The sequence below is a fragment of the Prevotella sp. P6B4 genome (genome assembly GCF_000619985.1).
In the GTDB taxonomy this organism is placed as follows: Bacteria; Bacteroidota; Bacteroidia; order Bacteroidales; family Bacteroidaceae; genus Prevotella.
In genome coordinates, this window is record NZ_JHVE01000016.1 from 1 (window position 1) to 18,279 (window position 18,279).

An 18,279-nucleotide genomic window follows, 5' to 3' on the forward strand; every position below is an offset into this window, starting at 1 on the left:
CTTCGTCGTCGCTCGGAAATTGAAAGTGAACTTTCATTTCTCTCGCTCCTAGAAGCCTTGTAAATTTAATCATTATCTGTTTCAGAACGACTATCCAAGATTTCTATTCCTATTAAAAGAAATTGAAACGGTTTGTTTCTTGTTACCCAAGAGTATTTCTACTCTCGCTTCTTGTACTACTTCTGTCTATGTAAATCTTTCAAAGAACTCTTTCTTAGTGTGCTATCGTTTTTGAGCGAAAGCGGGTGCAAAGGTACGGCAATTTTTCCAAACCTCCAAACATTTTCCAAAAAAAATTCCCAAAAACATGAAAGTTTTCGGGAATATTTACAAAATGAGGCTTACACCTTATATATATATATTACTCGAATATCTCTTCGATATCATTTTCGTCTGTAACTTGGTCGGACGTTTCACCTCCAAAAGGACAGGGGTTGAAACCTGCCGGAATATCAAAAACAGCCTCTTCGCTATAACCGAGTCGGGCATCCTTATACACCTGTTGCATATAAAGAGCAAAGATGGGAAGCGCACCTGATGCACCCTGACCCATGGCCATCGAGTTGAAATGGATGTCGCGATCGTCGCCACCAACCCAGCAGGCATTCACCAGATTCGGGGTGAGACCCACGAACCAGGCATCGCTATTATTATTAGTAGTACCTGTCTTACCTGCCAACTGTCCCTTCAGGTTATATCTGAAGCGCAGACGACTGGCTGTACCTCCATCGACCACATTGCGGAGCATGTAGATCATCTTGTGGGCACTCTCCTCGCTGATCACCTCGTTCATGCGGGGCTGGAACTGGGCAATGACATTTCCCTCGTTGTCCTCGATACGGGTGACGAACATGCAGGCTGCACGGATACCGTGGTTAACGAAAGCGGTATAGGCACTGGCCATCTCGCCCACGCTGATATCGCATGGACCCAGACAAAGCGCCATCGAGGGGTGAATATCAGGATTGCGGATGCCGTACTCGTGCAGCAAATCGACAAAGGCCTGAGGATTGAGCTTACTCATGAGGTAGGCAGAGATCCAGTTGTTTGACTGCTGCAGTCCCCACTTCAGCGTTACCATCTCGCCATAACGGGCCTTGCTGCCATTACGTGGGGTCCACGACTGACCAGCCACCACATAGGTCTGCTGAACATTAGGCGCCTCGTCGCAGGGCGAGAATCCATTCTCCATGGCGAGCGAATAGAGATAGGGTTTGATGGTAGAACCTACCTGACGGCGACCCTCCATCACCATATCGTAAGCAAAGTGCTCATAGTTCAGTCCGCCCACGTAGGCCTTGACATAGCCATTCTGAGGACACATACTGATAAAGCCCGTACGCAGGAACGATTTGTAATATTTTATCGAATCGAGCGGTGTCATAATGGTATCCACCTCGCCGTGGTAGGTGAAGACCGACATCTTGGTCTTGGTACGGAACGACTTGTGGATCTCATCATCGGATGCCCCACTCTCCTTCAGCACGCGGTAGCGCTCACACTGACGGATAGAACGGTTCAGAATCTGATCTACCTGGGCCTTGGTGAGATTCGACGAATAAGGGGCGTTGGCCTTGTGGGCCATCTCCTTATCGAAAGCGGGCTGGAGGAACTTTACCACATGCTGATAGGCGGCCTGCTCGGCATATTCCTGCATGCGCGAATCGATGGTGGTATAGATCTTCAGACCATCGGTATAGATGTTATAATGGTCGCCATCGCGCTTCTTGTTCTTGTTGCACCAACCATACAAAGGGTCTGATTCCCAATTGATTGAGTCGGTCACAAACTTCGCCATATTCCACGAGGGATAGTTGGAACGGTAAGGTTTCTTGGCAGTCATATACTGGCGGAGATACTCGCGGAAGTACTGTGCCAAGCCCTCCTTATGATCGGCCACATGGAACTTGAGCTGGAGGGGCTCCTTGCTATACTTATCGTATTCGGCCTCGGTAAGGTAGCCGGCTTTCACCATCTGCATGAGCACCACATTGCGGCGCTCCTGGCTGCGCTCGGGATTGCGCACGGGGTTGAAGTAAGAGGGGTTCTTACACAAGCCCACGAGCATGGCCGACTCGGTGACACTCAGGTCCTTAGGCTCCTTGCTGAAATAGGTATTCGAAGCCGTTTTGATGCCTACCGCATTATGCAGAAAGTCAAAATAGTTCAAATACATCGTGAGGATCTCGTCCTTGGTATAGGTGCGCTCCAGCTTCACGGCTATCACCCACTCGATGGGTTTCTGAAGGAGTCGCTCGATGGTGGAGTGTGCCTGCTCTGAATAGAGCTGCTTGGCCAGCTGCTGGGTGATGGTAGAACCACCACCAGCACTCTTCTGTCCTAAGACACCGCGCTTGACGATGGCGCGTCCCAAGGCGATAAAGTCGATACCAGAGTGCTCGTAGAAACGCACATCCTCGGTAGCCACCAGGGCTTTGATGAGCGATGGCGCAATCTTGTTGTAATCAACCATGACACGGTTCTCACGATTATAATTCCATGTTCCGAGTAGTTTTCCGTCAGAAGAATAAATCTGTGTGGCAAACCTACTGATAGGGTTCTGGAGATCTTCGATAGGAGGCATATAACCTATCCAGCCCTTGTCGATAGCATAAAAAGCGCCGGCTGTAGCCAGGATGGTCAACGTCAACAATGTCCATAAAAAATAGACAAATAGCTTTCTCATATTCTAATTTTGGTTACTTTTTGCTGCAAAATTACTATTTTCTTTCAAAATACGGCATGGAAATCAGAAATAATGTGTAATTTTGCGCCAACAAAATAAAATTAGTGATGAAAAAGCATAATTTTGTGACTATCGCCGACCTCACCAGGGAGAAGATTCTCTACATGATTGAGATGGCGCAAGAGTTCGAAAAGCACCCCAACCGCGAGTTGCTAAAGGGTAAAGTTGTGGCGACCCTTTTCTTCGAACCTTCTACTCGCACACGACTAAGTTTTGAAACCGCAGCCAACCGTTTAGGAGCAAGGGTCATCGGCTTTGCTGACCCTAAAATCACCAGCGGAACAAAGGGCGAGACCCTCAAGGACACCATCCTGATGGTATCGAACTATGCCGACGTGATTGTGATGCGCCACTATATAGAAGGTGCCGCTGTCTATGCATCGGAAGTAGCCCCCGTGCCTATCGTGAATGCAGGCGACGGCGCACACCAGCACCCCTCGCAGTGTATGCTCGACCTCTACTCTATCTACAAGACACAGGGTACACTCGACAACCTTAATATATATATGGTAGGCGATTTGAAATACGGTCGTACCGTTCATTCACTGCTGATGGCGATGCGCCACTTCAACCCCACCTTCCATTTCGTAGCTCCTAAAGAACTGGCCATGCCCAAGGAATACAAGATCTATTGCGACGAGCACGGCATCAAATATCAGGAGCACACGGCTTTCAACGAGAAAGTGATAGCCGATGCTGATATCCTGTACATGACACGCGTGCAGAAAGAGCGCTTCTCGGATCTGATGGAGTATGAGCGCGTAAAGAACGTGTACGTGCTGAACAACGATCTGCTGAAGAACGCCAAGCCAAACATGAAGATTCTGCACCCGCTGCCACGCGTGAACGAGATTGCCTACGAGGTGGACGACAACCCACACGCCTACTACATACAGCAGGCCGGCAACGGACTTTTTGCACGTGAGGCCATCTTCTGCGATGTGCTCGGCATCAGTCTCGACGAAGTTAAAAACGACAAAACGATTATTCTTTGAACTTTGAACTTTGAACTTTATGAATAAGAAAGAGCGCTTAGTTGCCGCCATCGAAAACGGCACTGTGATTGATCATATTCCTACCGACAAGACCTATCAGGTGGCCAGTCTGTTAGGACTCTTCACACTGAAGACCCCTGTGACCATCGGATTCAACTACCCCTCGAAGAAGGTGGGTTCAAAAGGCATCATCAAGGTGTCGGACAAGTTCTTCACCGATGCAGAGATCTCGCGCCTGTCAGTTGTGGCGCCAAATGTGATCCTGAGCATCATCCGCGACTACGAGGTGGTAGAGAAGAGAAGCGTGGTAACACCTGCCGAGATAAAAGGTATCGTGAAGTGTAACAACCCCAAGTGTATCACCAACAACGAGCCCATGGCCACCCACTTCCACGTGGAGAACGGCATCCTGACCTGTCACTACTGCGAGAAGGAGCAGGATATCAACAAGGTGGAACTTTGTTAACATTGAACATTGAGCTTTGAACTTTGAGCTTTGAGATTTGAACATTTTTTAAACCCAATAAACAAAACAATGAACAGAGACAACACAATCTTTGAGTTGATTGAGAAAGAGCATCAGCGCCAGCTGAAAGGCATTGAGCTGATTGCAAGTGAGAACTTCGTAAGCGACCAGGTGATGGAAGCCATGGGCTCTTACCTTACCAACAAGTATGCCGAGGGCTATCCTGGCCACCGTTACTATGGCGGCTGTCAGGTTGTTGACGAGGTTGAGCAGCTGGCTATCGATCGCGTATGCAAGCTGTTCGGTGCCGAGTATGCCAACGTGCAGCCACACTCTGGTGCTCAGGCTAATGCTGCCGTGCTGCTGGCTGTGCTGAAGCCAGGCGACACCTTCATGGGTCTGAACCTGGACCACGGTGGTCACCTGTCACACGGCTCACACGTGAACACATCGGGTATCATCTACAACCCCATCGGTTACAACCTGAACAAGGAGACCGGTCGTGTGGACTATGACGAGATGGAGCAGCTGGCCCTGGAGCACAAGCCCAAGCTGATTATCGGTGGTGGTAGTGCTTACAGCCGCGAGTGGGACTACAAGCGCATGCGTGAGATTGCCGACAAGGTTGGCGCCCTGCTGATGATCGATATGGCTCACCCCGCTGGTCTGATTGCTGCCGGATTGCTGGACAACCCTGTTAAGTACGCTCACATCGTTACTTCGACTACCCACAAGACCCTGCGTGGTCCTCGTGGCGGTATCATCCTGATGGGTAAGGACTTCGAGAATCCTTGGGGCCTAAAGACACCAAAGGGTGTTGTGAAGATGATGAGTCAGCTGCTGAACTCGGCCGTATTCCCTGGACAGCAGGGTGGTCCTCTGGAGCACGTGATTGCTGCCAAGGCTGTGGCTTTCGGCGAGGCTCTGCAGCCTGAGTTCAAGGAGTGGGCTAAGCAGGTACAGAAGAACGCCAAGGTGCTGGCCGAAGAGCTGGTTAAGCGTGGATTCGGAATCGTGAGCGGTGGTACCGACAACCACTCTATGCTGGTTGACCTGCGCTCTAAGTATCCCGACCTGACTGGTAAGGTGGCTGAGAACGCTCTGGTTGCTGCCGACATCACCGTGAACAAGAACATGGTACCATTCGACAGCCGTAGCGCCTTCCAGACATCAGGTATCCGTCTCGGAACTCCTGCTATCACCACCCGTGGTGCCAAGGAGGATCTGATGGTACAGATTGCTGCCTGGATTGAGGAGGTACTGAACGATCCCGAGAACCCAGAGGTTATCGCCAGCGTTCGTGCCCGCGTGAACGAGAAGATGAAGGATTATCCTTTGTTCGCTTATTAATAAATAAAAGCCCCAGCCGATTGGCTGGGGTTTTTATTTGTTTTATTTCAGATTATCATTGAAATGATTGATGGCCTGGCGATAGAGGTGGTTGCGCGTGTTACCACCCGAGATGCCGTGGTTACGATTGGTATATACCAACTGGCGGAAATCCTTATCGGCCTGAACCAGCGCCTCTACATATTCGGCTGAGTTCTGATAGTGTACATTATCATCGGCCAAACCGTGACAGATGAGCAGCGCGCCATGCAGATTCTTGGCACGGGCAATAGGATTCACTTCGTCGTATCCGCTGGCGTTCTCCTTAGGTGTGCGCATATAGCGCTCGGTGTAGATAGAGTCGTAATAGCGCCAACAGGTGGGAGGCGCAATGGCCACACCGGCACGGAACACTGGGCGACCCTCCGACATCGACATGAGGGTGTTCCAACCACCATAGCTCCAGCCCCAGATGCCGATACGCTCCTTATCGACATAGCTCTGCTGACCCAGCCAGAGGGCTGTCTCAACCTGGTCGCGAGCCTCGAGTTCGCCCAGGCGCAGATAGGTGCACTTCTCGAAGTCGGCACCACGACCACCTGTACCACGGTTGTCGACACACACGCAGATATAGCCCTGCTGACAGAGATACTGCTCGAGGATGGCACCATTGCCAGCCATGCCGATGCCCCACTGATTGAGCACCTGCTGCGAGCCAGGACCTCCGTACTGATACATGATGACGGGATACTTCTTGTTGGCATCGAAGTTGGCGGGCTTCACCATCCAGCCATTCAGCTGTACGCCCTCGGAGGTGGTGAAGGTGAACATCTGCTTAGCGCCCAGCTCGTAATCGGCGAGCTTCGTCTTGAGCTCGTGGTTGTCGATGAGGGTGGCAAGCCGCTTGCCGTTGTTCTGACAGATGGTGTACTGGGCGGGGGTGTTGATGTCGCTCCAGATATTGATGAAGTACTTGTAGTTCTTGCTGAAGATGGCGTTGTTGATACCATCCTTCGGGGTGAGTGTCTCAATCTTGCCGTTCTGGTGAGCCACCATCACCTGCTGCTCGGTAGCACCCTTGGGGTTGGCAGCGAAATAGGTGTCGCCGGTCTTCTCGTCGAAGCCGTAAACAGCCTTTACCACAAACTTCTCGTGCACAATCTGGCGCAGCAACTGGCCATTCAGATTGTAGAGATACAGGTGGTTGTAGCCATCGCGCTCGCTGGGCAGCAGAATGTGCTTATCGGTGAGCTGGATATCGTCGAGCACCTCTTCCTTGATGTACTTCTGCACCTTATCCTCGATGGCCAGCTTGCAAACCGTAGAGAGCGGATTGGCCATATAGATACGCAGCACGTCCTGATGGCGATTCATGGTCATGATGGCCACCTTGGTAGGATCGCTGGTAGCTTTGATGCGGGGGATATAATCCTCGGCATCGAGAGGGAGATTGATTTTACGGGTCTGATGACTCTTGATATCGTAGCTCCACACGCTGACCTTCGAGTTGACTTGGCCAGGAACGGGGTACTTATATGTATAGTCGCCAGGATACTCGGCAAACTCCTTGCGCTCGGGGCGCAGGCCCTTGAAGAGCTGCATGGAGTACTGCTTCACAGCGCTCTCATCGTAGCGTATCCACAGAATCTGCTTAGAATCGGCCGAGAAAACCATCGACGAGTTGGTAGAGAACTCCTCCTCATAGACCCAGTCGGGGATACCATTGATCACCTCGTTGCGCTTGCCGTCCTTGGTGACCTGACTCTCGGCATTGTCGTAGAGTAGCTTCACCAGGTAGATATTGTTTTCGCGAACGAAGGCAATCTGGTTGCCATCGGGCGAGAACACAGGCGTTTGCTGAGGACCACCATCCGACAGGGGCTCCAGCTTATTGTTGCGGATGCTATAGATATAATAGGTGGCGGTGAACGAACGACGATAGATGTACTTGGTCTTGGTCTGGATGAGCAGACGGGTGCCATCGGGACTCATGATATAGCCATCCACATCGTCGATCTTAGCGCCACGGGCTGTGGCGGCATCGAACAGCACGCCTACTTGCTTGCCGGTTTTAAACGAGTAAGTAACAATCTGCTTACCATCGCTGCTAATCTGCGCGTAAGTCTCGCCATCGGCCAAGGGGTAAACGGCGCTGATGGACTTACTGCGGAACTCGCCTTTGGTAATGTCGGTGAGGGCAATCTGCTTGCCTGCCGAAGCGCTCACAGCCAGCGCCAGCGATATGCCAAGCGAGAATAATCTTAATTTCTTCATCTTTTACTAAGTTTTACTGTTTCAGTTTGCAAAGATAGCGTTTTTTTCGTTAACTTTGCACACTGATGGATTTAAATAAAGTGAATACACCCTATTATAACGACTATGGCACGTGGATACGGCGCCAGTTCCCCTATCGTGTGCAGAAGATTTCGATCGATGCCGGCTTCACCTGTCCTAACCGAGATGGCAGGCTATCTACCGGTGGCTGCATCTACTGCGATAACCGTACCTTCAACCCATCGTACTGTCAGCGCCGGCTCCCGGTGAGAGAACAGCTGGAAGAGGGCAAGCGCTTCTTTGCCCATAAGTATCCGGAAATGAAATATCTGGCCTACTTCCAGGCTTTCACGAATACCTATGCCCCACTCGCGCACCTGAAAGCCCTCTACGAAGAGGCGCTGCAGGTAGAGGATATCGTGGGCATTGTCATCGGCACACGTCCCGACTGTGTATCCGACGAGCTGCTCGATTATCTGGCTGAGCTGAACAAGCGCACGTTTGTATTAGTGGAATACGGCGTGGAGAGCGCCAACAACGACACCCTGCTACGCATAAATCGCGGGCACACCTTCGAGCAATCGCAGCAAGCCATTGAGCGCACCCATCAGCGAGGACTGCTCACTGGCGCACATATCATCTTAGGACTGCCTGGCGAGGATGCCCAAGAGAGCATGCGACAAGCGACCATCATCTCTGAGTTGCCGATTGACATCCTAAAGATTCATCAGATGCAGATTATCCGTAACACCCGACTGGCTACGGCATACGAAGCCCATCCATTCCATATCTATAGTGTAGATGAGTATATCCGATTAATAGCGGCATATATCCAGAGGCTCCGCCCTACCCTCATCCTGGAGCGATTCGTGTCGCAATCGCCCAAGGACCTGCTGATAGCGCCGCACTGGGGGCTCAAGAACTATGAGTTCACCAATCTTTTGGCAAACTACCTACGCGACCACGACATCCATCAGGGTCAGTTCTTTCTGAAATCAGTATAGTTATTATTGCGTAGCATCTGATCAATGGTCAGATTCTTGTGACGCTTCATATAGCGCTCCACCATTCGGGTATAGATGCTATTATACAGCTGCTTGCCAAGCGCCTGGTTCACCACCCAGAGGATTTTGCCGATATGCGTGTCGCGCTCCTGCTGACTAAGCGCCCTATCCTGCGGCATAGGATACAGACTCAACAGATAGAACCCCACACAATCAGGCACGATATTATGGCGATTCATCACCTGCAGCTGGCCCTTGGAATAGCCATACAGAGGATTCTGATAAAGCGGACAGTCGCTCCCCAGGTACTTATCCAGACAGATGCCTATCGAATTGTTACCCACAATCACGCTCTGATCCAGCGAGCCTATCTGGGCATACACCTCAGGAATCTCGATGCCGGGAATACTCTCGCGCAGATATTTGAAGGATTTCGTCAGATCCCTGTTGATATCATCCATATTAGCATACTGCTGTTCGGCCTCGGTTATCAGCGCCTGCAAGGTGGAATCCTGGAAGAAACGCAGGAATTTGGTGTTGATCTGCTGATCGTCAACCTTTCCGATGTGCAGTACATCCTCTATCAGCGTGCGGGTCTGCATCGGATAAACCGTATTCATCTGCTGGAGTGCCGAGAAATCGCCCGTGGTAAGGTAGAGACTCTGGATACGATCATAGCGGTCAACGGCCACTTCCCTGTCTTCTTCCGACAGGAATTGCCATTCACAACTGATGCATCCAAACATCACCACTAACAAAAAATAATATATCTTATGCACGGGCTGGAACGAAAATGCTATATCTTTGTTAAAAAAATCGATGCAAATATACTAAAAAATATTTTAAAAACCAAATTTTAACCTAAAAATATTAAATAAAAGTATAAAAACATGCACATTTCTGTTTATTTGTGTAAAAATTGTGAGTTATTTGAATGTTTTTAAGTACTTTTGTTGTCTGCTAAGACAAATAAAAACATGATTAAAAAACTATTCCTATTGGCATTTGTTGCCATACCTGTATCCGCCACATGGGCTCAACAGCGAATTTCCGTCAGTGTAGCCAATCCATCAGCGACTGATCGCACAGACCAACCCGTGGTCATAGCGCTCAGCGATTATGGTGAAATACGAAAAGCCATCGTTACCCATGAAGGCCAGGAAATACCCTGTCAGCTCGACGATCTCGATCAGGACGACGTATTCGACGAGCTCTGTTTCTTAGCCAATCTGAAAGGCAAAGAGAAGAAGAATTATGAAGTAAGGCTCTACACCGACGTGCAGGAAGCGCCCAAACAGTATCCTGCCCGTGTGTTTGCCGAGATGCTGATCCGCAATGACAAGGTGAAGCAGAAGAACAAGCATAACAACTACATCGAAGCCATTACAGCCCGTGGCGACTGTGCTAATTCCTATAACATACAGCACCACCACGGCGTGGATTTCGAGAGCGAGCTGAATGGTATCCGCATCTACTTTGACAAGCGCCAGACACTCGATCTGTATGGCAAGTTCAACAAGCGACTCGAACTAGAGGCCACCCAGTTCTACACCTCACCAGAACAGAAAGCCGAAGGCTATGGCGACGATGTGCTATGGGTAGGCAACACTTTCGGACTTGGTGCCTTTCGTGGTTGGGATGGCCAGCAACCCACGATGATTGATCCTGTGAGCAGTCGCACGCAGCGTATCATCTCATATGGTCCGCTGCGCACCATCGTAGAGCTTGTGGACAAAGGCTGGCAAGCGGCAGCCGGAAAGGCGCCCATCAATATGACCATCCGTTATATCCAGTATGCTGGTCATCGTGACACGGATGTAGAGGTGTATTTCACCAAGAAAAACATTGATATGCGCAACTATCTGTTCTCGACAGGCATCATCAATGTGAAAGGCTCGGAAGAGTTCTCGGATCATAAGGGACTGCGTGGTTGCTGGGGCAGCGACTTCCCCACAGGCGACACCATCAACACCAAACGTGAGACGGTGGGATTAGGCATTCTCATCCCCAAGCAGCATATAGTCAGCGAGGAGAAAGCCAATAAGGACAACTATGCATTTGTGGTAAAAGCCAACCAGAACACACTGAAGTACAAGATAGCATATACCTCTGATAACGAGGTATTTGGCTATCATAACAGCAAGGATTGGTTCAGCTTCCTGAAGCTATGGCGCAAGGAGGTGGAGCAGCCTGTAAAGGTGGTGATTACCAAGCCATAACTAAAGGGGCAAAGCACTGAACAGCTTGCGACCTTTAGCATAATACTGCCAGAGCAAAGAGAAATCCTTCTGCTCTGGTATTTTTTCAACCTGACGCTGCGACTGTATCTGCTGGCGATCGGCTTCGAAATCCTTCTTCCATTTCTTAAACGCCCTGCGTGCGCGATAGATGGCCTTGAAGTCGCCCCAGTTACGATTGAGGATCAATGTCTCCCAAGCAGCCAGATAATCCAGGAACCAGCGCCAACGCATCACGGTGGCCAGTTCGCTATCCGGCAAACACTTATAGAGCATCGTCAGATTATTGCGGAAATTCAGATAAGTCTTCATGGGGTTACTCTTCGGCAGCGTGCCGCCTCCCACATGATAAACATAACTATCGGGGATGCAAACAATACGGCGCCCACCTATTCGCAGTCGCCAACACAAGTCGATCTCCTCATTGTGCGCAAAGAAACGGCCATCCAACCCGTTCACCGCCCAATAATCCTTGGCGCGTATCATCAATGCCGCTCCTGTGGCCCACAGGATATCGGCAACATTGTCGTACTGGCCATTATCTGGTTCTACTGTTTCAAAAATACGTCCACGACAGAAAGGATAGCCGAATCGGTCCAGATATCCCCCACTCGCTCCTGCATACTCAAAACGGTCTTTGTCGAAAATGGACAACAACTTAGGCTGACAAGCAGCTGTGTCGGAATGGGCGTCGAGATACTCTATCATCGGCGTAAGCCAGTGATGCGTCACTTCGATATCAGAATTCAGCAGCAGATAGTATTCGGCTTCAATCTGCCTGAGCGCCTTATTATACCCCTCGGCAAATCCCCAGTTCTGATCAAGCACAATCAGCCTGACTTCCGGATAACTGGCACGTAAAAAAGCCAGAGAATCATCAGTCGAAGCATTATCTGCCACATAGATTGTTGCCTCTTCCTTAGAGTATTGAAGAACTGAGGGCAGATACTGCTCCAGCATCCTGCGTCCGTTCCAGTTCAGTATGACGATTGCAACCTTGTCCATCCTTCGCGCGCGTACATTATATTATAAAAGAATGCATTTCAACGACTCCTTGTCGTGAGTAAGCTCACCAAGCCTTACCTTTATCAACTGGTTATCGAAATCTGGATTGGCATCCTTAGCCGATAGCTCCACACGGATATAGTTCTTTGTAAAACCATGCATAGCCCTACCGCGTGTAGCCTTCTCGAACAGCACTTCGGCCTCCTGACCGATATAACGCTCATAGAAACCAATGGTTTTCTGATCGCTCAACTCCAGCAGACGCTTCACACGCAACTTTTTATCTTTCTCGCTCACCACGTATGGAATACTCAAGGCCGATGTGCCAGGACGCTCAGAATACGGGAACACATGCAACTGGGTTACGTCAAGACTATCCAGGAACTCGTAAGTCTCCTCGAAACACTCCGACGTCTCACCACGACAACCCACCATCACGTCGACACCAATAAAGGCATCGGGCATCAGTTCCTTGATACGATGAATCTTTTCGGCAAAGAGCTCACGGTCATAATGACGGTGCATGAGCTTGAGCACCGTGTTGCTACCACTCTGCAAGGGAATATGGAAATGCGGCATAAAGGCACGGCTCTGGGCGCAGTACTCGATGAGCTCATCCGAAATCAAATCGGGTTCGAGCGAGCTGATACGGTAACGCTGAATACCCTCAACCCCATCGAGCGCCTTAACCAGGTCGATAAACTTCTCACCAGTGGTCTTGCCAAAGTCGCCAATGTTCACACCCGTCAACACAATCTCCTTTCCGCCCTCGGCAGCCGCCTCTTCAGCCTGAGCTACCAACGAAGCAATCGTGGGATTACGCGAAAAGCCACGAGCATATGGAATCGTGCAGTAAGTGCAGAAATAATCACAGCCATCCTGTACCTTCAGGAAGTAGCGTGTGCGATTACCCCTTGAGCAACTTGGTGCAAAACTGGTAATATCCTTGGTCTTCTGACGGAAATACTTAACCTCTCCAGAGCTCCATGCATCCGACAGGAATTGTATCAGATTAGCCTTTTCGTTCGAGCCCAATACCAGACTTACACCTTCAATCCTGGCCACCTCGTCGGCCTCCAGCTGCGCATAACAACCAGTGACCACAACAAAAGCTCCGGGATTCTCGCGCACCAAGCGATGAATGGCCTGGCGGCATTTCTTATCAGCCACTTCGGTCACCGAACAAGTGTTAATCAGGCAAATATCTGCATGTTCACCCTTTTGAGCAGTAGTTACGCCTAAGTCCTGAAGCATCTTACCAAAGGTTGATGTTTCAGAGAAGTTCAACTTACATCCAAGTGTAAAATAGGCAGCCTTTTTGCCCTGAAAAGCGGAGGTATCTATCATATATAAAATAGGTGTATTGTTTGCGGGCACAAAGATACGACATTTTTTGCAAAAAACATGCATTTTGAGCCTTTTTTAAGATACGTGCCAAAAATACACCAAATTTAACATTTCACAAGTTGTTGATTATCAGGCATTTGCAAAAAAGTTACAAAAACACCCTAAAAAAAAACGAAAAAAATGATACGTCGTATTAAAATTATGCTTAACTTTGCAGCGTTTTAATAAACAAATGATTGTTTTACAGATTTAAAAAGCTTAGAAAAATGAAAAAATTAGTATTCATGTTCGTAGCAGTAGTTGCTATCTCTTTCGCATCATGTGGTAACAAGGCTCAGGCTCCTGTACAGGACACTGACTCTATCGCAGAGGTTGCTGATAGCGTAGCCGACAGCCTGGCTGTTGACACTGTAGCTACTGATTCAGTTGCTCAGTAATTCAATTACGAACGATTGAGAGAAAAGGCCGTAGAACGAGAGTTCTGCGGTCTTATTTTTTTATATTTTACACCATATTACTCCACCCTCTTGCAGCTTGTAAAGCGTTTAAAAAACTTAAAAAATACACATAAAACTTGCAACCTATAGTATTATTTCGTATATTCGCAGAAAAAAATCAGGATTATCAAACAAAACATACTCCAATAGAATCAACTCATTAAGATATAATCGATAATTAGAATCATTTATGATTAATTTTGATACATAATTTCCCGGGAGCAGTCATGGATCGCAGTGATGCGGTCCATGATTCATTTTTGTCAATACTGTAGATAATACCTACTCCTATTGCAAATGTTATAATTAGGTTAAGATAGGCTTTTTTCTTGCATGATTGAATTATTTATCCTACATTTGCATTGTCAAACTTAAAATACTGAATAATAGCATTACTACAATGACGAAAAGATTCATCCTCTCTCTTACCATTGCGTTGGCAGCCGTTAGTGCCAATGCCCAGTTTCTGTTCCGTATCAGCGGCAAGAAAATCAAGGCCCCCTCATACATCCTGGGGTCAGTACACACACTGCCTGGAGCACTGCTCGACAGTATCCCAGAATACCTCGAAGCGGAAGCCAAATGCCAACAACTGTATGCCGAGTTCGACATCAGTAATCAGCAGAAAATAGCCGAAGCTCAGACTGCAGGACAGCAAGCTATCAGTCTGCCCGATGGTAAGACTATCTTCGACGTGCTTAACATGGAACAGATGGACATGCTGAACTACCGTTTCAAGGAGGTTTTCAATGTCAACTTTACCGACTCGGTCATGAAAGCCGTATGGAACTATCAACCTAACGTGCTGATTACCACATTCAACCTGATATTTACAAGTCAAGAGATGCAGAAACACCCCGAGTTAGGCATGATCGGCACACCGATTGACATGTTTTGCATCAATCGCGCCAAGCAGCGCGGATTAAGCTTCGGGCAGCTCGACGAGATCCAGCCTGAGGATAAGCTGAAAAAGATGCGCGACTCGCTGAATGCCAAGATCGACGTACAGGTTGACTCACTGGTGGCATTCCTGAGCGACATGGATCATCGCAAACAGATGATAGCCGACGAAATGAACTCGGTAGCCACGACAGGAACCTATTGGAAACAGGGTGATTACAACAGCTTTGCCCAGTCAGAATACTGGATCTCGCAGGTTAACAAGCAACCCGAACTATTTAAGGCCCGCAACGAGCGATGGTTGCCCAAAATAAAGACTGCCATCACCGAAGCGCCAACCATGTTCGTATTCGGCGCAGGCCATCTGGTTGGTCCATCAGGCGTGCTCCAACTACTGCGCAACGAGGGCTACAAAGTAGAACAGATAAAAGTGAAACGGTAAAGGTATAGAGTATGAAACAGAAATATATGGTACTGGTGCTGTTTGCACTGATTGCGGCTTCGAGCGCCGTTAGTTTCTCCAGCTATAGGGCCACTGAGTGGCTTGTAACCCAGGATATGAACCAAGCTCTGGCCAAGACTATGGCCGAACAGAAGAGCGACGTTATCAACAGCGATACCATCACCGTATTCAATAGTCATCTGCAGATGGAGGCGCTACGTGGGCAGGCTATGCTTGCCATCGACACCCATCAGGGATTCGCGCTGCATCCACAGGTTTCCTGCGCTACCATTCTCGGATTGTCTGATCAGCGTCCGGCAATGGTACTTTGGACTGCAGTGCTACTGTGGGGTATGTTCTGTCTGTATCATCGTCGGCCCGCTATCGCCGGACTATATGGCGGACTGGCTTTGCAGGATGGCAATATCATCGATGCCAAAGGCTGCGCGATAAAACTCACGCCTATGCAGCACCAGCTGATGGAGATGTTTTTCCGTTCACCCAATCACACCCTGTCGAAAACCGAAATCTGCAACACCCTCTGGCCTAAGAAAGATGATGCCAGCGAAACGCTTTATACGCTAATCCGTCGACTAAAGCCCATCATCGAGGCCCATTCCGACTTAAAGATCGAGGCCGACCGCGGTAAAGCTTACGAACTGAAAATAAAATAGTTAGCACACAAAGACCTTATCTCTTCATACCATGTATGGGGAGATATTTTTTTGTTAATTACAGTTAATACTTGTTTGGTTTCGGGCCGTTTATGTGTCTGATAAATGTAAAGCAAAAGTAAATGGAAAAAAGCGCATTCGAACAGATAGCCCGCACGTGGCGCGAAAAAGCCATCAGCGTGAGTCTCCACTATGGTGCGGGAAAGGAAGAGGCCGAGGACATTGCACAGGATGTGATGCTTCGTCTGTGGCAGATGCACCATGAGCTGGAGCAATACCAATCGGTAGAGGCCATTGTGTCGCTGATGTCGAAACATCTGCTGCGAAACCACCAAAGGAGAAAACCTACCGAAACGCTCAACGAAGCCACCGTGGTGGAGCTAACATCCAGTCCACACGAAGAGTTGGAGAGCAAGGAAAACGAACAATGGCTGCAATCCCGACTGGCCCAGCTGCCCACCACGCAGCGCACCTTACTTTACATGCGACAAGTAGAGCGGCGCAGTCACGAAGAGATAGCCCAACTGTTAGGCATCGAGCCCACATCGATAAGTACCCTGCTGGCCAGAGCCCGACGAACATTATTACAAGAAATCAAACAGCGAAACGAGTTATGACACAGTACACCAAGGAATACATTCAGGAGTTGCTTACCAGATATATGGACGGCACTTCTACGCTCAACGAGGAGGATATCCTGAGCAGCTACTTCAAGGGCGATAACATCCCCGAGGAGTGGACCTGCTACCAGCAACTGTTCCTGGAGATCGAGGCCATGCAGCCCTCCAATGAGCAGCCTGCTATCAATCAGCCCGGCGCAGAGCATAAGCCCATAAGCCGTCGCCGTTGGATAGTTTGGAGCCTGGCTGCTGCAGCCGTTATTGCCGGTGTGGTTTATCTGGCCGTTCCCACTCATCAATCGGCATTTGTGACCGCAGCACCGCTCACCACTCAAGCTGATACCATAACGGTACAGTCGGAGATGGTGCAACCTCAGACCGAAACGGTTCATACCGATACGCTGTTGGCACCCAAAGCGGCTACCCAGCCTACCCCTGCCAAGAAGCGCAGCAAGCGCAAGATAGAACCCACTATCCACGATATTGATAAGGCATACGCCCTGCTGGCGCAGGTTGAAGCCCAGGCACAGGCCGAAGACGAGATGATCGAGGCTAAGATGGCCGCTTACGGCTACATTCCCGTGATGCAAGAAGATGGTACCATTACATATATTAACGAACAAACAAATTTTATTGCATATGAAGAGTAAAAACTTAATGCTGTCAGCCATACTGATGGCACTGCCCGCAACTTTGATGGCGCAGCAGAACATTCAGAAAGCATTTGATGCCCTGTTGAAGGATAAGATTGTAGAAACCAAGACCGAGCATATCTTGGAGAACGATCCCGAAACGGGACTGAAGAGCGCTCAGGCCGATGTCTATGATTTTGTGATCACTAACGCCTCTGCACTTAAGCATATCAAGACTATTCAGCAAGCTTTCGAGCAAGATAAGAGTGCTGCTTATTCTCTGCGCACAGTGAATCGTACTAACAACGAATCGCATCGCGGCTTTTTCGATCAGATGTCAACCAAGATGGGGTTGAGCCATGTGGCGCTTAGAGTGGGCGACGGCATATCGCAGTCGGTAGCTATCGGAAACATGCCTAACTCAAAGTATATCTATGCCTGCTTCCTTGATAAGGAGCGTACCGACAAGGAGTATCGTTATGCCTATGCGATGGAATGGGCCGAGAACGACGGTAAGACCGAGGTCCGTCTGGCTATTACCTATGGTACAAAGAACGAGCAACGCAAGTCTAAAATCAAGCATATCTCGGTAAACAGTAAGGACTTTGACCTGAACAGTCTGGATTCGATTTTTAGCAATGCGGGTAATCTGGCCGAAATGATTAAGGATAACATAGGTTATAACTTCGATGCCAGTTTGAATTACGATTCTATCATGCCGGCTGGTGTCAAAGCATCTCACATCTGGCTCAGCGAGTTCAACTCTTATAAGAAGTTCTTCCTGAAGAATCCCAATGGCAATACTGCTACCCATCACGCCACCTCGATCTACAATCTCTGCAAGAACGCAAATGGACTTGAGCCTGACGAAAAGAAGTTGGCTGCCAAGGAAATAGCGAAGCTTAAGAAGGCCACACAGGATGAATTTATCCAGAATCTGTTCGATATGTGCATCGAGCGACTTGGCAAATAACCCGCTAAAAATTAGACAGTTAGATCGTTGTCAGCGAATTGTCAGACAAATGTCAGCCAAATAATTCTCTCTCTTTATATACTCTTCATACCTTTGCAGCTGCATAACAAAAGCATGTAGGTATGAAGAGATTTTTAA

The 18,279-nt window shown here is 48.9% G+C and carries 16 protein-coding genes; 11 read left to right on the forward strand and 5 right to left on the reverse strand.

Annotated features, from left to right (window positions below):
• Positions 1-361: 361 nt before the first annotated feature.
• Positions 362-2,686 (reverse strand): transglycosylase domain-containing protein, encoded by a 2,325-nt coding sequence (locus T491_RS0110860; protein ID WP_028903910.1) that lies wholly within the window; start codon positions 2,684-2,686, stop codon positions 362-364.
• 107 nt (positions 2,687-2,793) lie between these two features.
• Here T491_RS0110860 and pyrB point away from each other — a divergent pair, with 107 nt between their 5' ends.
• From pyrB to glyA, 3 genes are all read left to right on the forward strand, one after another.
• Positions 2,794-3,741 carry an aspartate carbamoyltransferase gene (pyrB, locus tag T491_RS0110865; protein ID WP_028903911.1) on the forward strand — a complete coding sequence of 316 codons (948 nt, stop codon included), beginning with the start codon at positions 2,794-2,796 and terminating at the stop codon, positions 3,739-3,741.
• Between the two features lie 19 nt (positions 3,742-3,760).
• Positions 3,761-4,207, forward strand: coding sequence for an aspartate carbamoyltransferase regulatory subunit (locus T491_RS0110870; RefSeq protein WP_028903912.1), 447 nt, complete (start codon positions 3,761-3,763; stop codon positions 4,205-4,207).
• 69 nt (positions 4,208-4,276) lie between these two features.
• Entirely contained in the window at positions 4,277-5,557 is a 1,281-nt protein-coding gene (gene glyA, locus T491_RS0110875) for a serine hydroxymethyltransferase (RefSeq protein ID WP_028903913.1), read from the forward strand.
• A 42-nt stretch (positions 5,558-5,599) separates the two neighbouring features.
• Here glyA and T491_RS0110880 read toward each other — a convergent pair whose 3' ends face one another.
• Entirely contained in the window at positions 5,600-7,810 is a 2,211-nt protein-coding gene (locus T491_RS0110880) for a S9 family peptidase (protein WP_028903914.1), read from the reverse strand.
• 65 nt (positions 7,811-7,875) lie between these two features.
• On the opposite strand from T491_RS0110880, the gene T491_RS0110885 reads away from it, so the two are divergent.
• The gene (locus T491_RS0110885; protein WP_028903915.1) at positions 7,876-8,814 is read left to right on the forward strand and encodes a TIGR01212 family radical SAM protein; all 939 of its coding nucleotides are present in this window, start codon (positions 7,876-7,878) and stop codon (positions 8,812-8,814) included.
• Here the strand turns inward: T491_RS0110885 and T491_RS0110890 are convergent.
• On the reverse strand, positions 8,790-9,560 hold the full coding sequence (locus T491_RS0110890) for a gliding motility protein GldB (protein ID WP_033147212.1): 771 nt from the start codon (positions 9,558-9,560) through the stop codon (positions 8,790-8,792). The genes T491_RS0110885 and T491_RS0110890 overlap by 25 nt on opposite strands.
• 231 nt (positions 9,561-9,791) lie before the next feature.
• Here T491_RS0110890 and T491_RS0110895 point away from each other — a divergent pair, with 231 nt between their 5' ends.
• Complete coding sequence (locus T491_RS0110895; RefSeq protein WP_028903917.1) at positions 9,792-11,033, forward strand: DUF4861 domain-containing protein; 1,242 nt, start codon at positions 9,792-9,794, stop codon at positions 11,031-11,033.
• On the opposite strand, the gene T491_RS0110900 is transcribed toward T491_RS0110895, so the two are convergent.
• Together T491_RS0110900 and mtaB are read right to left on the reverse strand one after the other, a co-directional pair.
• Positions 11,034-12,056 carry a glycosyltransferase family 2 protein gene (locus T491_RS0110900; RefSeq protein WP_028903918.1) on the reverse strand — a complete coding sequence of 341 codons (1,023 nt, stop codon included), beginning with the start codon at positions 12,054-12,056 and terminating at the stop codon, positions 11,034-11,036.
• Between the two features lie 21 nt (positions 12,057-12,077).
• Positions 12,078-13,403: a tRNA (N(6)-L-threonylcarbamoyladenosine(37)-C(2))-methylthiotransferase MtaB gene (mtaB, locus tag T491_RS0110905; protein WP_028903919.1), complete on the reverse strand. Its 1,326-nt coding sequence runs from the start codon at positions 13,401-13,403 to the stop codon at positions 12,078-12,080.
• A gap of 266 nt (positions 13,404-13,669) precedes the next feature.
• On the opposite strand from mtaB, the gene T491_RS17930 reads away from it, so the two are divergent.
• The 6 genes from T491_RS17930 to T491_RS0110935 all read left to right on the forward strand — a co-directional run bounded on the left by T491_RS17930 (position 13,670) and on the right by T491_RS0110935 (position 18,141).
• The gene (locus T491_RS17930; RefSeq protein WP_197018857.1) at positions 13,670-13,840 is read left to right on the forward strand and encodes a hypothetical protein; all 171 of its coding nucleotides are present in this window, start codon (positions 13,670-13,672) and stop codon (positions 13,838-13,840) included.
• Positions 13,841-14,300: 460 nt separating this feature from the next.
• Positions 14,301-15,242 (forward strand): TraB/GumN family protein, encoded by a 942-nt coding sequence (locus tag T491_RS0110915; RefSeq protein WP_028903920.1) that lies wholly within the window; start codon positions 14,301-14,303, stop codon positions 15,240-15,242.
• An 11-nt stretch (positions 15,243-15,253) separates the two neighbouring features.
• A complete protein-coding gene (locus T491_RS0110920; protein ID WP_028903921.1) occupies positions 15,254-15,916 on the forward strand; it encodes a helix-turn-helix domain-containing protein in 663 nt (220 codons plus the stop codon).
• A gap of 122 nt (positions 15,917-16,038) precedes the next feature.
• A complete protein-coding gene (locus T491_RS0110925) occupies positions 16,039-16,533 on the forward strand; it encodes an RNA polymerase sigma factor (RefSeq protein ID WP_028903922.1) in 495 nt (164 codons plus the stop codon).
• Complete coding sequence (locus T491_RS0110930) at positions 16,530-17,186, forward strand: hypothetical protein (protein ID WP_028903923.1); 657 nt, start codon at positions 16,530-16,532, stop codon at positions 17,184-17,186. The genes T491_RS0110925 and T491_RS0110930 overlap by 4 nt, the downstream gene beginning before the upstream one ends.
• A complete protein-coding gene (locus tag T491_RS0110935) occupies positions 17,176-18,141 on the forward strand; it encodes a hypothetical protein (protein WP_028903924.1) in 966 nt (321 codons plus the stop codon). Before T491_RS0110930 ends, T491_RS0110935 begins: the two co-directional genes overlap by 11 nt.
• Positions 18,142-18,279: the final 138 nt, after the last annotated feature.